This window comes from Streptomyces inhibens, from assembly GCF_022221585.1.
Taxonomy (GTDB): Bacteria; Actinomycetota; Actinomycetes; order Streptomycetales; family Streptomycetaceae; genus Streptomyces; species Streptomyces inhibens.
On sequence record NZ_CP084681.1, the window covers coordinates 1,069,099 to 1,082,346 of the forward strand.

The 13,248-nt window shown below is 69.6% G+C and carries 14 protein-coding genes and 3 pseudogenes; 9 read left to right on the forward strand and 8 right to left on the reverse strand.

The features are described 5' to 3' along the window. Positions 1-10: 10 nt before the first annotated feature. Positions 11-1,120, forward strand: coding sequence for a PP2C family protein-serine/threonine phosphatase (locus KI385_RS05115; RefSeq protein WP_238571028.1), 1,110 nt, complete (start codon positions 11-13; stop codon positions 1,118-1,120). Between the two features lie 90 nt (positions 1,121-1,210). Here KI385_RS05115 and KI385_RS05120 read toward each other — a convergent pair whose 3' ends face one another. The 3 genes and pseudogenes from KI385_RS05120 to KI385_RS05130 all read right to left on the reverse strand — a co-directional run bounded on the left by KI385_RS05120 (position 1,211) and on the right by KI385_RS05130 (position 3,183). After that, entirely contained in the window at positions 1,211-1,867 is a 657-nt protein-coding gene (locus KI385_RS05120; RefSeq protein WP_238571029.1) for a response regulator, read from the reverse strand. Further along, positions 1,864-2,575 (reverse strand): annotated as a pseudogene (locus KI385_RS05125) (sensor histidine kinase); the annotation flags it as partial. The pseudogene KI385_RS05125 and the gene KI385_RS05120, both read right to left, overlap by 4 nt. Before the next feature lie 95 nt (positions 2,576-2,670). After that, positions 2,671-3,183 carry a MarR family winged helix-turn-helix transcriptional regulator gene (locus tag KI385_RS05130; protein ID WP_238571030.1) on the reverse strand — a complete coding sequence of 171 codons (513 nt, stop codon included), beginning with the start codon at positions 3,181-3,183 and terminating at the stop codon, positions 2,671-2,673. Between the two features lie 39 nt (positions 3,184-3,222). Between KI385_RS05130 and KI385_RS05135 the strand changes: the two genes are divergently transcribed. Then, positions 3,223-4,098 carry a DMT family transporter gene (locus KI385_RS05135; RefSeq protein ID WP_238571031.1) on the forward strand — a complete coding sequence of 292 codons (876 nt, stop codon included), beginning with the start codon at positions 3,223-3,225 and terminating at the stop codon, positions 4,096-4,098. A gap of 220 nt (positions 4,099-4,318) precedes the next feature. After that, complete coding sequence (locus KI385_RS05140) at positions 4,319-4,513, forward strand: hypothetical protein (RefSeq protein WP_238578088.1); 195 nt, start codon at positions 4,319-4,321, stop codon at positions 4,511-4,513. 422 nt (positions 4,514-4,935) lie between these two features. Here the strand turns inward: KI385_RS05140 and KI385_RS05145 are convergent, their stop codons facing one another. Beyond that, positions 4,936-5,670, reverse strand: coding sequence for a dienelactone hydrolase family protein (locus KI385_RS05145; protein ID WP_238577569.1), 735 nt, complete (start codon positions 5,668-5,670; stop codon positions 4,936-4,938). 113 nt (positions 5,671-5,783) lie between these two features. On the opposite strand from KI385_RS05145, the gene KI385_RS05150 reads away from it, so the two are divergent. Together KI385_RS05150 and KI385_RS44530 are read left to right on the forward strand one after the other, a co-directional pair. Next, entirely contained in the window at positions 5,784-6,266 is a 483-nt protein-coding gene (locus tag KI385_RS05150) for a MarR family winged helix-turn-helix transcriptional regulator (RefSeq protein ID WP_238571032.1), read from the forward strand. 207 nt (positions 6,267-6,473) lie between these two features. Next, positions 6,474-6,539: pseudogene (locus tag KI385_RS44530) on the forward strand (hypothetical protein); the annotation flags it as partial. Positions 6,540-6,800: 261 nt separating this feature from the next. Here the strand turns inward: KI385_RS44530 and KI385_RS05155 are convergent. Next, positions 6,801-7,632 (reverse strand): annotated as a pseudogene (locus KI385_RS05155) (amino acid permease); the annotation flags it as partial. Positions 7,633-7,919: 287 nt separating this feature from the next. Here KI385_RS05155 and dnaK point away from each other — a divergent pair. Both dnaK and grpE read left to right on the forward strand, forming a co-directional pair. Continuing rightward, positions 7,920-9,809 carry a molecular chaperone DnaK gene (gene dnaK / locus KI385_RS05160; RefSeq protein ID WP_238571033.1) on the forward strand — a complete coding sequence of 630 codons (1,890 nt, stop codon included), beginning with the start codon at positions 7,920-7,922 and terminating at the stop codon, positions 9,807-9,809. Next, positions 9,809-10,537 (forward strand): nucleotide exchange factor GrpE, encoded by a 729-nt coding sequence (grpE, locus tag KI385_RS05165; protein ID WP_238571034.1) that lies wholly within the window; start codon positions 9,809-9,811, stop codon positions 10,535-10,537. Before dnaK ends, grpE begins: the two co-directional genes overlap by 1 nt. Positions 10,538-10,598: 61 nt before the next feature. On the opposite strand, the gene crcB is transcribed toward grpE, so the two are convergent. From crcB to KI385_RS05180, 3 genes are read right to left on the reverse strand one after another with little or no spacing between them, the layout of a single operon-like run. Next, complete coding sequence (crcB, locus tag KI385_RS05170; protein ID WP_238571035.1) at positions 10,599-10,973, reverse strand: fluoride efflux transporter CrcB; 375 nt, start codon at positions 10,971-10,973, stop codon at positions 10,599-10,601. Beyond that, positions 10,970-11,335, reverse strand: a complete 366-nt coding sequence (locus KI385_RS05175; RefSeq protein ID WP_238571036.1) for a DUF190 domain-containing protein — start codon at positions 11,333-11,335, stop codon at positions 10,970-10,972. The genes crcB and KI385_RS05175 overlap by 4 nt, the downstream gene beginning before the upstream one ends. Continuing rightward, positions 11,332-11,796, reverse strand: a complete 465-nt coding sequence (locus KI385_RS05180; protein ID WP_238571037.1) for a FluC/FEX family fluoride channel — start codon at positions 11,794-11,796, stop codon at positions 11,332-11,334. The genes KI385_RS05175 and KI385_RS05180 overlap by 4 nt, the downstream gene beginning before the upstream one ends. Positions 11,797-12,210: 414 nt before the next feature. On the opposite strand from KI385_RS05180, the gene KI385_RS05185 reads away from it, so the two are divergent. Both KI385_RS05185 and KI385_RS05190 read left to right on the forward strand, forming a co-directional pair. Continuing rightward, entirely contained in the window at positions 12,211-12,642 is a 432-nt protein-coding gene (locus KI385_RS05185; protein ID WP_238571038.1) for an SRPBCC family protein, read from the forward strand. Between the two features lie 83 nt (positions 12,643-12,725). Then, positions 12,726-13,238 carry a DinB family protein gene (locus tag KI385_RS05190; protein ID WP_238571039.1) on the forward strand — a complete coding sequence of 171 codons (513 nt, stop codon included), beginning with the start codon at positions 12,726-12,728 and terminating at the stop codon, positions 13,236-13,238. Positions 13,239-13,248: the final 10 nt, after the last annotated feature.

Below are 13,248 nucleotides of genomic sequence, written 5' to 3' on the forward strand. Positions count from 1 at the left end.
AGCAGGAGATATGCGCGTCCGGCACAATCTTCCCCGTCTCGGCAGGTCATGGCGGCCGAGCTGCGGGTTGATCGCCGTCCCGCTCGCGATCATCGTGGCGATCACGGTGATCGACATCAACACCCCGACGACCATTCATTTGGGCCCGTTCCTGGTCGCCGCCCCCGCGATCACCGCTTCGTTCGCCGGCGCCGGTGTCACCGGCGCCATCGGGGCCCTGGCCGTGGCAGCGCAGGTCGTCATCGGTCATCTGCACGGCGGTCTGATGACGGCGAACCACCTGGCACAGATCGCCGCCCTCCTCTTGATCTCCGTACTGGTGACGATCTTCCGCTATGCCCGCGACCGGCACGAGCGGCAGCTCGACCAGGTACGGTCGGTGGCCTCCGCGGCACAGCAGGTGCTGGTGCGCCCGCTGCCGGACCGGATCGGAAACCTGCGGATCGCGTCCGTGTACATCGCGGCCGAGGCCGAGGCCCAGATCGGCGGTGACCTGTACGCGGCGGTGCCCGCTCCGGGCGCGTCCCGCCTGGTGATCGGCGACGTCCGCGGCCGGGGCCTGAATGCCATCGGGGAGGCCGCGGTGCTGCTCGGGGCCTTCCAGGGCTCCGCCTACCGCAACCTTTCGCTGCCCGCCATCGTGGCGCACCTGGGAAACGCCGCCTACTGGAACAAGATGTACCTCGCCGCGGACGACGACCCGGAAGCCGAGGAGTCGTTCGTGACCGCGCTGGTGCTGGACATCCACGACGGCGGCCCGTTCATCGACATGGTGAACTGCGGTCATCCTCCGCCTCTGCTGCTGCATGACGACAAGGTCCGGCCCGTGGAGGCCGGCGAGCCCGCACTCCCCCTCGGCCTCACCACCCCCTCGGAGCGTGACTACAAGGTCGAGACCTTCGCCTTTGAACCCGGCGATCTCCTGTTGCTCTATACCGACGGTGTCATCGAGGCACGGGGCCGCGACGGCATCTTCTACCCACTGGCCGAACGGGTCGCTGCCTGCGACACGTCCGACCCCGAGTCCCTGGTCCAGCGCCTCCGTGACGACCTGCTCCGGCACGCCGGCGGAAACCTGGGCGACGACGCAGCCATGATCGCCATCGCGAAATCCTCCTGAACTGCCGTGTCGGCAAGCGGCACTTCCCGGCCGGCCAGGTAGGGCGTGCCGCTGTGCCGGGCGCCGAGGATCCTCCGCCCGGTGTGCCGCTCACCCGGCCGGTGCCACCAGGCCCCTCTCATAGGCGATGATGACGAGCTGCACCCGGTCGCGGGCGTCGAGCTTGGCGAGCAGGCGCGTCACATAGGTCTTCACGGTGGCCACCGTGATGTACAGGCCGGCCGCGATCTCGGAGTTGGACATGCCGCGCCCGACAAGGGTGAGTACCTCGTTCTCCCGCTCGGTGATGCCGTCGACCACCCGGCGGCGCGGGGTGGACGCGGGGCGGTCGGCGAACTCCGCGATCAGCCGGCGGGTGACGCTGGGTGCGATCAGGGCGTCTCCGGAGGCGACGACACGGACCGCGGCGAGGATGTCGTCCAGTGCCATGTCCTTGACGAGGAATCCGGACGCCCCGGCGCGCAGTGCGCCGTAGACGTAGTCGTCATCGTCGAAGGTGGTCAGGACGACGACGCGCGCTCGGCCGGAGCCCGCTGTGATCAGCCGGGTGGCCTCGATGCCGTCCATGCCGGGCATGCGGATGTCCATCACCACCACATCGGGCTGGAGTTCTTCGGCCAGCCGGACCGCCTCGGCGCCGGTCCCCGCCTCCCCGACGACATCGAGGTCGGGGGTGTCCGTGATGACCATCTGCAGCGCGGTACGAACCAGGGTGTGGTCGTCGGCGAGGACGACGCGGACCGTCATCGCACTCCTGCCGGCAGTGGGAGGCTGACCGTCACACGGAAGCCGCCTTCAGGACGTGGTGCGGCGGTGAACTCGCCGTGCAGCAGGCCGACCCGTTCGCGCATGCCGACGAGGCCGTAGCCGCCGGCCGGGGCGTTGCCGCGACCGTGCCCGGTGCCCGCGGTGCTGCCGCGGCCCCGGCCGTCGTCGACGACCTCGATGCACAGCTCCTCGTCCCGGTAGTCGATGGACACCTGGCAGGTGCGGGTGCCGGCGTGGCGCACCACGTTGGTGACCGACTCCTGGATGATGCGGAACGCCGACAGGTCGATCTCCGGCGGGAGTTGGCGCAGCTCCCCCTGCCACCGTAAGTCGACACGGACACCGGCGGCCGTCGTCGCCGCGGCGAGCTGGTCGATGTCCCCCAGGCCCGGCATCGGACGGAGCCACGCCGCCTCGGGTGCCTGCCCCGGTTCGGTCTGGCGGAGCGCACCGAGCATCCGGCGCAGCCCCGACAGGGTCTCCCGGCCGGCGGTCTCGACCTCGCGCAGTGCGGTACGTGCCCGTGCGGGCTGGGTGTCGATGACCCGGCTCGCCGCACCGGCCTACAAGGCGATGATGCCGATGCTGTGCGCGACCATGTCGTGCAGCTCGCGCGATCCGGAGCCGTTCGGTGATGACGGCCTGCGCGGCGGCCTGGGCGCCCAACTTCTCTGCCCCAGGACGGGTGAGCCGCGCACGAGGGCACCGCCGGCTGACGGCTGCACTGACGACATTCCGTCGCGTTCAGCCGCTCACCGATGGCGGCGGGAGGGCCGCAACGCTCATGTGGTGCGCGGCGGCTCGACGTGGGCGAGCCAAGAGGTGAGGAGTGCCTCCAGGTGTGCCGCCTCGTCTGGGGAGATGGCGTCGAGGAGGCGGCGCTCGTTGTGCATGTGCTCGGTGAATGCCTGGTCGAACAGGTCTTGTCCTGCCGGGGTGAGGGCGACCACCCGCCCTCGGCCATCGCTGGCCGAGCGGCGGCGGGTGACCAGGCCATCGCGTTCGAGACGGTCGATCCGTTTGGTCATCGCGCCGGTGGTGACCATGGTGTGTGCCGCCAGTTCGCCGGGGGCCCGCTCGAACGGTTCGCCCGCACGTCGCAGGGCGGCCAGGACGTCGAACTCGCCCTCGCTCAAGCCGTATCGCCGGTAGACGAGGCAGAGCTGCTCGGTGAGGAGCCCGGCGAGGCGATGGAGTCGCCCGATCACGCCCTGGGGGCTCACATCGAGATCTGGCCGTTCGCGGGCCCACTCGGCTTGGATCCGGGCGACGTGATCAAGGGGCGGCTGCTGCATGACTTCACTATAGCTTCCATGGAAGACATAATGCCTTCCATGGAAGCTACTTTGCGGTGGACGCTGATCACGGCGGTCGCGCCCGTGGCCTGGGGGACGAACTACTACGTGACCCACGAATTTCTGCCCGCCGGGCATCCGCTGTACGGGGCGGTGATCAGGGCTCTGCCGGCCGGAGTTCTGCTCCTCGCGCTGTGCCGGGAACGGCCTCACGGGTCGTGGTGGTGGAAGTCCCTGATCCTCGGCGTCCTCAACATGGGCGCGTTCTTCGCCCTGGTCTATCTCGCGGCGCAACTGCTCCCGACGAGCCTGGCCTCGACCATCATGGCGAACTCGCCGCTGGTCATGATGCTGATCGCCTGGGCGCTGGTCGCCGAACGCCCACAACTGCCGCATCTGATCGGCGCCGGCCTCGGCGTCGGTGGCGTCTGCCTCATGCTGCTCACCGGGGCGACCTCGGTCGACCCGCTCGGCGTGCTGGCCTCGGTCGCCGCCATGGTCATGTCGTCCTGGGGGTACATCCTCGCCAAGCGATGGAGTCGCGAGGTCGATGTGCTCGCCTCGACGTCCTGGCAACTTATTGCGGGTGGTCTTGTGCTGCTCCCTCTCGCCGTCGTCATGGAAGGAGCGCCACCGGCCCTCGACATACCGGCCGTACTCGGATTCGGCTATGTCACCGTGGTGGCGACGGCGCTCGCCTTTGTCGTCTGGTTCGCGGGCCTGCGGCACCTTCCCGCGGCGACGGTCGGCCTGGTCGGGCTGCTCAACCCGGTGACCGGCGTACTTCTCGGCACGATGATCGCCGGGGAGGAACTGACCTTCCGTCAACTGTGCGGACTGGCCCTTGCCTTGACCGGAATCCTCCTCGGCCAACCGGTCGCCAGGCGAGCGAGATGTGCGCCGGCTACGCGGTAGAGGCCAGCCAGATAGAGGTCTACCGGGTAGAGGCCTACCAGGTAGCAGTGGAGAGAGGGCTGCCGGTGACGGAGTGGGCAGCGCGGCCCGCCGTCAGCTGCGGCCCATGACCTTCCGGAGGCCGTAAGCCGCTGCGCCCGGCACCAGCACGGCGGCCCCCGAGAGCACCGAGGCCGTACGCGACAAGAACCGGCCCGGTGCCTTCGTCCGCAAGCACTTCGTGGCGATGGTGTTCGCCGCGCTCGCCGAGGAACTCAGGTCCGGCGACGTCGCGGTGGCCGGCTCCGAGGAGTACGCCGACTGGAGCGAGCAGCTGCTCGCCCGGGAGGATGTCGAGGCGAAGCCGCCCGACCACCTGGTGGAGGTCGGACTCGGCGAGCAGAGCGACACGGCGTCGTACGACGCGACGACGTAGGCTCTGCTCACGAACGCGGTCATCTTCCACAACGCCCTGGACATCGCCGAGATCGTGCGCCAGCTCCAGGAGGAGGGCCACGTCATCGCCCCGAGGACCTGGCGCACATCTCGCCGTACCTGACCGAGCACATCCGCCGCTTCGGCGAATACTCCCCCCATGAACTCGGCCTCCAGCCCGAGGCGTACGACCCGCACCTGGACGTCGACTTCAGCCCGCTGCGCGGCGACGGCCCGCCCGCCCCGGACGGCTACGGCCGGCGCGGTGTCGGCTCGTCGTCAAGGAAGCTGTCACCAGGTACACGCGATTGCGGCGCATGACCACGATCACCAAGTCCCGAGCGCCGCGTCCGCGTTGCGGCCGGCGTGCGAGCTACGGGCCGCGGAGCCGTGCACTTCGGGTTTGGTTTCCGGGCCGGAGCCTCAGCTGTTGGCCAGGGTGCGGTCGAGGAGGGGGAGCAGGCGGTCCCAGTGGCGCTGCAGTGCGGCGGGGTTGAAGGCGTCCGTGTCGGACATGGTGAAGCCGTGGACGGTGCCGGGGTAGATCTCGGAGGTGTAGCCGACACCTGCGGCATCCAGGGCCTGGTTGAGCTCGCCGAGGGCCTCGGGCGTCATGTCGCCTTCGGCGTGGCCGAGGTAGACCTGGGCGGTGAGCTTGGAGAGGCTGTCGGGCCCGTCGGCGCCCACGGGGCCGTGGAATCCGGCGACGGCGGCCACCTGGTCGGGGTGGGCCGCGGCGGTGCGCATCGCCAGGAGGCCGCCTATGCAGTAGCCGGTCACCGCGACCGGTCCGGCGGCGACCTCGGGCCGGGTGGTGAGGAACCTGAGGTAGGCGTCGGCGTCGCTCAGGACACGTTCGGCGGTGTGCGCCTCGATCAAGGGCATCAGCTGGGCGAAGACCGCGGGCCGGACCTCTTCTCCGATGTGCTCGGGAAGTTCGATCACCGGTGCCGGGCCGTGCCGGTAGAAGAGGTTGGGGACGAGCACGTAGTACCCGTGCCCGGCCAGTTCGCGGGCCATCTCCCGCAGCACGGGCCGGATGCCGAAGCCGTCCGCGTACATCAGCACCCCTGGGTGCCGCTCACCGTGGTCGGGGAAGGCGGCGAAGGCGTCGGCCTGGCCGTCCGTGGTGGGAATCTGCAACATCTTGGTGGGAATAGCGGGTCTTCCTTCCTTGGAGTTCACCGAATTAACGTTTATTGCACTAACGTTTTCGGTGCGAGTGACCGTACATCGTTAGTCGAACTAACGCAACGGATAGAATGGGCGCCATGACCAGAGCCGAAGCCGCGGACATGCCCGACGACGGCGCGCCAAAGACACCCGACAGGCTGCGTCGACGGGCGAGCCGACTACTGTCGCAGCTGTCCGCGCGGTCGGACCGGCTGATCAACGAGGGGCTGGCCCAGGCCGACGCCCGCAAGTGGCACTACGCCGTGCTCGCCTCACTGCAGGAATACGGGCCGGGCAGCCAAGCGGAGCTGAGTCGGCGCAGCGGCATCTACCGCAGCGACATGGTCAGCGTGCTGAACGAACTGGCCGAGCGTGGCCTCGTCGAGCGGGTGCCGGATCCCGACGACCGACGCCGCAACATCATCACGATCTCCGCCCGAGGCCGCCGTCGCCTACCCCGCCTCGACAAGGTCCTGGACGACCTCCACGACGAACTGCTCGCGCCCCTGAGTCCGGCCGAACGCGACCAGCTCGTGCAGTTGCTCACCCGCTTGCTGGACCACCACACCCGGACCTCCTGACCCCGCGTAGTGGCATCCGGCATCAACGCTGCCCGGGGCGCCGTTTCATGGGTGGTCGCCTGTGAAACAGGCGGCCGTCCGGCGGTCCACCTGCGGCGATCATGTTTCATGAGTTGTTGCAAACGGCTGGACGTCTGAAACACCCTCATGAAACGGTCCGGGGTCGTGAGCGGCGACTTCAACCGCGTGGAAGCGCACGTCTGCCCGATGTCCACCTGCGCCGCTCCGGCGGGCCCGCCCTGCCGCACCGGGAAGGGCAAGGTGGCCATCCAGTGCCACACCGCCCGCTTCCGGCTCGTGCCCCAACTCGCCAAGGTGTTGAACGTGCCGACCCCCGTCGTGCGCAAGCCGGGCGCGGCGTGGACCGAGCTGCCCCGGCCCGCGAGCGCCGACACCGAGCCGGTCGGGCACATCCGCCTCGGGTGCGCCCGCGCCTCGACCGCGCGGCAGTCCCTGGACGCCCAGTTGGACTCCCTCGCCGAATCCGGGGTCACCCGGATCTTCTCCGAGAAGATCTCCACCCGCACCCTCGAAGGCCGCGAGTCCGCCCGCAAGCGCGGCACGACCATCGGCGGCGCGGGCGTCACCGACTACGCCGAGGACCAGCGCGAGCAGGGAACCGACGGCGGCGACGGCCGCGCCGACGCGTACCACGGGGGCCATGGCAGGGAAGCCGGCCGCACGTACCGCGTCGGTGAGGGGCGCCGTGGCGTCGGCGAGCCGGTCGGGACCGAGGACGGTCAGAACGGCGAGCGCCACGGCCACGTACACGCCGGCGCGATGCCCAGGGCGAGGGGGATGGCGCGGGGGATGGTGCAGGCGGGGTCGCGGACCTCCTCGCCGAGGGTGGCGATGCGGGCGTAGCCGGCGAAGGCGAAGAACAGCAGACCGGCCGCCTGCAGCACCCGCGGACGGTGCCCTCGGTGCCGATGCCCGGACGGGTGGCCTGGGTCGCGCCGCTGATCAGGCAGACGGTGACGACCGCGGCGAGGACGGCCAGGACGACGGCGACGATCGCCCTGGTGAGCCAGGCGGATTTCCGCACGCCCACGTGGTTGACCGCGATCAGGGCCACGACGGCAGCGACCGCGGCCGCATGCGCCTGGCCCGGCCACGCACAGAGGCCGACGGTCAGGGCCATCGCCGCGTAGGAGACGGGGTAGCGGGCGGCGAGGCGCGCCGAGGGGGGCGCATTGCAGTACGCCACCGCCGCGGCCACCGCCAGGCCGAGGAGCAGCCCGGTCCCGGCCGCCCAGGCGGCAGGTGCGAAGGCGGCAAAGATGCCCGCCCCGATCATCGAGCCCAGCCCGATCACCACGGCATCGGTGGTGCCCAGCCGATGCGCCGGTAGCCCATCGAGGCGCACCGTGTAGGAAGCAGGTGTGGGGACAGGCAGGAAGCAGGTGTCGGTACACCGAGCCGGTCGGTGTCCGCTCCTCGGTTGCGCCGACAGAGGTGGCATATGCGGGCCATTCGGTTCGAATCGGGGCAACTTGACACGCGCGTCGGCTCGTCTTATGCAGAGGGTGGAGACGGCTTGCGCTCCATACCGGCAGGTGAGAGCACCCTGTGAGGTGCGGGTCCGAGGGAACCGCCCAAGCACTCCGTGCCGGCCATCGCTCCGGGAGCGAGCCTCGACGTGAGGAGAGGACCATGGCACGTGCAGTGGGGATTGACCTCGGTACGACGAACTCGGTGGTCAGCGTGCTGGAGGGCGGTGAGCCCACGGTCATCGCCAATAGTGAGGGGGCCCGGACCACCCCGTCGGTGGTCGGGTTCGCCAAGAACGGTGATGTGCTGGTCGGTGAGGTCGCCAAGCGGCAGGCCGTGACCAACATCGAACGTACGGCGCGCTCGGTCAAACGCCACATGGGCGAGGCGGAGTGGCGTTTCCCGGACAGTGGTGACATCGACGGCAAGCGGTACACCGCTCAGGAGATCTCCGCGCGGGTGCTGCAGAAGCTCAAGCGCGAGGCCGAGGCCTACCTGGGCGAGGACGTCACGGACGCCGTCGTCACCGTTCCGGCGTACTTCAACGACTCCCAGCGCACCGCGACCAAGGAAGCCGGCGAAATCGCGGGCCTGAACGTCCTGCGGATCATCAACGAGCCGACCGCCGCGGCACTCGCCTACGGCCTGGACAAGGAGAACGACCAGACCATCCTGGTCTTCGACCTCGGCGGCGGCACCTTCGACGTCTCGCTGCTGGAGATCGGCGAGGGCCTGGTCGAGGTGAAAGCCACCAACGGCGATACCCACCTGGGCGGCGACGACTGGGACCAGCGGATCGTCGACCACCTGACCCAGCAGTTCAAGAACGCGTACGGCGTCGATCTGTCCAAGGACAAGATGGCCACCCAGCGGCTGCGTGAGGCCGCGGAGAAGGCGAAGATCGAGCTGTCGGCCGCGACCGAGACCACGATCAATCTGCCGTACATCACGGCCTCCGCCGAGGGCCCGCTGCATCTGGACGAGAAGCTCACCCGCTCACAGTTCCAGCAGCTCACGTCGGACCTGCTGGACCGGTGCAAGGCACCGTTCCACAACGCGGTCAAGGACGCGAAGATCAAGCTCTCCGACATCAACCATGTGATCCTGGTCGGTGGCTCGACCCGGATGCCCGCGGTGACCGATCTGGTCAAGGAGCTGACCGGCAAGGACCCGCACAAGGGCGTCAACCCGGACGAGGTCGTCGCCATCGGCGCCACGTTGCAGGCCGGTGTCCTCAAGGGCGAGGTCAAGGACGTACTGCTCCTGGACGTCACCCCGCTGTCCCTCGGTATCGAGACCAAGGGCGGCATCATGACCAAGCTGATCGAGCGCAATACGACCATCCCGACCAAGCGCTCCGAGATCTTCACGACGGCCGAGGACAACCAGCCGTCCGTGCAGATCCAGGTCTACCAGGGCGAGCGCGAGATCGCGGCGTACAACAAGAAGCTCGGGATGTTCGAGCTGACCGGTCTGCCGCCGGCCCCGCGCGGTCTCCCGCAGATCGAGGTCGCGTTCGACATCGACGCCAACGGCATCATGCACGTGACCGCGAAGGACCTCGGCACGGGCAGGGAACAGCGGATGACCGTCACCGGCGGCTCCGCGCTGCCGAAGGACGACATCGACCGCATGATGCGGGAGGCCGAACGGCATGCCGAGGAGGACCGCCGCAAGCGTGAGGCCGCCGAGGCCCGCAACCAGGGCGAACAGCTCGTCTACCAGACCGAGAAGTTCCTCAAGGACAACGAGGACAAGGTCCCGGCCGACCTGAAGACCGAGGTGGAGACCGCCGTCGGCGAGCTCAAGGAGAAGCTCAAGGTCGAGTCCGCCGATGGAGACAACACGGCCGAGATCCGCGCCGCCACCGAGAAGCTCGCGACCGTCTCCCAGAAGCTGGGCCAGGCGATGTACGCCCAGGCGCAGTCCCAGGCCACGCCTACGGACACCGGCAGCAGCGGCGAAGGCAGTTCGGGCGCGGCCACCGGTGGTCAGGATGACGTCGTCGATGCGGAGATCGTCGATGACGACAAGCGGGAGGGAGGCGCATGATGAACCGCCCGACAGACGACCCCGGCCGCCGCCCGCCGCTGGTACTCGTCGGGCACGAGCCGGGTGACCACCCGTCCCCGCTTCCGCCCCATGGCGCCCGGGGGGAGGAAGGGACCGATCAGGACAGGGGTACGCCGCCCGGCCACGACCCGGCAGCCGCTCAGCCGGCAGCCCAGGAGGCGGGGCTCCGCGCCGAACTCCAGGAACGCACGGCCGACCTGCAACGACTGAAGGCCGAGTACGACAACTACCGCAAGCGGGTGCACCGCGACCGCCTGGCGCTCGGCGAGATCGCCGTGTCCAACGTCCTCGGCCGCTTGCTGCCCGTGCTCGACGCCCTCGCCGAGGCCGCCGAGCAGGGGGAGGTGACCGGCGGCTTCGGCCGCGTCGCCCAGGCTCTGGACAGCGAACTGGCGGGGCTGGGCCTGCAGTCCTTCGGCACGGCCGGCGAGCCCTTCGACCCGGTGGTGCACGAAGCCGTCCTGTACACCCCTACCGACGAGGTCGATCACACCACATGCGCCGCGATCCTGCGCCCGGGCTACCGGGTCGGCAACCATCTCCTGCGCCCCGCCGAGGTGGCGGTCGCCGGACCGCCCGACGACGGTCCCGTGAAGGCCGCGGACGCCGAGTGCACGACGACGGTGACGGCGTTGACGGCGGTGACGACGACGAAGACATCGGCGACATCGACGACGCCACGGTGGACCGGGCCGCGCGACTCCTGACGGGTGGCGCCCGTGCCGTAACGCTGTACGCGGTCGGAACCGCCTACCGTGCGGTGCGCAACTACCCCCACAAGGCGTGCGCGGCCGCCGCGCCGGCGAAGGCAGCGCCCAGGCCCACCACGACGCTCCCCACCACATTAGCCACCGCGTAGAGGCGGGCGCCTTCCTCGGCCAGCCGCAGCGTCTCGTACGAGAACGTGGAGTAGGTCGTCAGCGCGCCGCACAGGCCGGTGCCGATGAGCAGCTGCAACTGTGAGGAGGCGGCACCGGCGGTGGCGGCACCCGTGAGCAGGCCGAGGATGAGGCAGCCCACCACGTTGACGGTGAAGGTGCCCCAGGGGAAGACCGAGTCGTGCTTGCGCTGCACGGTGCGGTCGGTGAGATAGCGCAGCGGCGCACCGACCATCGCTCCGGCGATCACCAGCACCCAGTTCACCGTTCCTCCGTGGCGTCGTTGTTCTCCGGTTCGCGGCCGACGTAGGAGATGACCTCGCAGTCGTCGAGGATCACCAGCCCCTCGGTGACGAGCTCGTCGATCTGCGGGAGGAAGGCGCGGACGCGCTCCTCGGAGTCGACGATGACGATGGCGACCGGCAGATCCTCGCTCAGCGACAGCAGCCGGCTGGTGTGGATCAGGGAGGAGGCGCCGAAGCCTTCGATGCCGCGGAAGACCGAGGCACCGGCGAGGCCGGCCTTGTGCGCCCGGTGCACGATCTCCGCGAAGACGGGTTTGTGGTGCCAGACGTCACTCTCGCCGACGAAGATGGTGACGCGCAGGGCGGATCCGGTGAGCCTCATCGCTGCCTCCACTCGATGACGCGGCGGGTGAGGTGCGCCGCTGCCCAGACCGACGCCAGTGCGGCGAGCAGGGTCAGGGCCAGGTAGGCCAGGCCGGTGCGGGCGTTGCCGCCGGCCGCCAGGCGCTGGATGTCCACGGCATAGGTCGAGAAGGTGGTGAAGCCGCCCAGCACGCCGGTGCCGAAGAAGGGGCGTACGAGGCGGTGCGCGGCCCACACGTCGGTGATCACCACCATGAAGATGCCGATGATCGCGCAGCCGGTCACATTGACCACCAGGGTGGTCCAGGGGAACGCTCCGGCCGCGGTCGGCCACAGAAGGACCGCGCCGTAACGGGCACCGGCGCCGATGCCGCCGCCCACGGCGACCGCCGCGATGACCGCCGCCTGCCCACGGGGCCGTACTGCGCGCCGGGCGGGGGTGTGCAGGTCCACGTCGGGGTCGATGGGCTCGTTCCGCATGGATGTGCGGGCCTCTTCCACGTACCTCTCCTACTCGCCGGGCACCGATTCCGGGTGCGCGTCATCGCAAGTAGGGACCGTTGGCGGCGTCATCGCCGCGGTTCGGGGACGGCGGGCCCCACCGCCGTACGGTGCCCAAAGACGCACCGCCGCAGGTAAGCCTACCGGGTCTCCCCCGCGCACGCCGGAGGGGCGGTGGTCCGGCCGCCGCACAGCTCCAGGCCGAGTGCGCAGGCCGCCGACCGCGGCTTCGTCGAGGATGAGCCGCACCCCGTCCGCCGACTCTGCTGGTCCTTCCGTGGCGCCTCGTCGCCGTCACCGCGGCCCCGCAGAGGCTGCGGTCGCCACCGCCCCCCGCCCGGAGCACTCTGGAGACATAACCGTGTCGCCGTGAACCGAGCTGTGAGGTGCCCCATGAGCACACTCGAAGAACACATTGACATCGACGTTCCCGCCGATACCGCCTGGGACTGCCTTCACCGTGTGGAAGCCTATCCGCGGTTCCTGGACGGTGTACGCGAGGCGCGTACGGAGGGTGACAACCGGGCACACCTGGACGTCGACGCGCTCGGCCGCACCCGCGAGGTCGAGATCGAGATCACCGACCGTGGCGGGGAGAAGGTCATGATGTGGCAGACCACGAGCGGTCCCGACCTCGCGGGCACCTTCGCGCTGCTGCCCATCGACGGGGAGCACACCCGGATCCAGGCCCGGTTCGAATACGACCCGGGCACCATCAAGGAGGTGTTCGGCGGACCGCGAGGGTTTGCCCAGGCGGCCGCGATCGAACGGGGCGTACGCAGCGACCTGCAGCAGTTCAAGGCGTTGGCGGAACGGGAACGGTGAGCTGACACCGGCGCTCCCCCGGGAAGCACCGGCAGCCCGAAAATCCCCGGCGTCGCGGCGCCCGCTCCAGTAGCGTCCGCGCCATGATTCCTCCACGCATTCGCCCTCACTACACCGCCGACGAGCGGACCCAGCTTGTCGGTTGGCTCGACATGCAGCGCGCGATCATCCATTGGAAGTGCGAAGGGCTGTCCGATGCGGATGCCCACCGACCCGTGCTTCCGGCCTCGCCCCACATGACGATGGCAGGTGTCGTCTCCCATATGCGCTGGGTCGAGCACTGCTGGTTCGAGGTCATGCTGATGGGCCGGCCCGCCGAGGGACCGATGTTCGACGACGGCCCGGAGGATGCCGACATGAGGGTCGACGGCATCCCGCTCGCCCAGCTCCTCGACGAGTACGACCGGCAGTGCAAGGTGTCGAACGAGATCATCGCCGCCCATTCACTCGATGATGTGGGGCGGCACCCGGACTTCAGGGCCGCCGCCGCGAACCTGCGGTGGATCCTGTTCCACATGATCGAGGAGACCGCCCGGCACGCCGGTCATATGGATGCCATCCGGGAACTGGTGGACGGCGAAAGGGGCTACTACTGAGGCGCCGCCA

Coding starts and splice junctions, on each gene's coding strand:
- KI385_RS05115 (WP_238571028.1), top strand. CDS start 11: ATGCGCGTCCGGCACAATCTTCCCCGTCTCGGCAGGTCATGGCGGCCG.
- KI385_RS05120 (WP_238571029.1), bottom strand. CDS start 1,867: ATGACGGTCCGCGTCGTCCTCGCCGACGACCACACCCTGGTTCGTACC.
- KI385_RS05130 (WP_238571030.1), bottom strand. CDS start 3,183: ATGCAGCAGCCGCCCCTTGATCACGTCGCCCGGATCCAAGCCGAGTGG.
- KI385_RS05135 (WP_238571031.1), top strand. CDS start 3,223: ATGGAAGCTACTTTGCGGTGGACGCTGATCACGGCGGTCGCGCCCGTG.
- KI385_RS05150 (WP_238571032.1), top strand. CDS start 5,784: ATGACCAGAGCCGAAGCCGCGGACATGCCCGACGACGGCGCGCCAAAG.
- dnaK (WP_238571033.1), top strand. CDS start 7,920: ATGGCACGTGCAGTGGGGATTGACCTCGGTACGACGAACTCGGTGGTC.
- grpE (WP_238571034.1), top strand. CDS start 9,809: ATGAACCGCCCGACAGACGACCCCGGCCGCCGCCCGCCGCTGGTACTC.
- KI385_RS05175 (WP_238571036.1), bottom strand. CDS start 11,335: ATGAGGCTCACCGGATCCGCCCTGCGCGTCACCATCTTCGTCGGCGAG.
- KI385_RS05180 (WP_238571037.1), bottom strand. CDS start 11,796: ATGCGGAACGAGCCCATCGACCCCGACGTGGACCTGCACACCCCCGCC.
- KI385_RS05185 (WP_238571038.1), top strand. CDS start 12,211: ATGAGCACACTCGAAGAACACATTGACATCGACGTTCCCGCCGATACC.
- KI385_RS05190 (WP_238571039.1), top strand. CDS start 12,726: ATGATTCCTCCACGCATTCGCCCTCACTACACCGCCGACGAGCGGACC.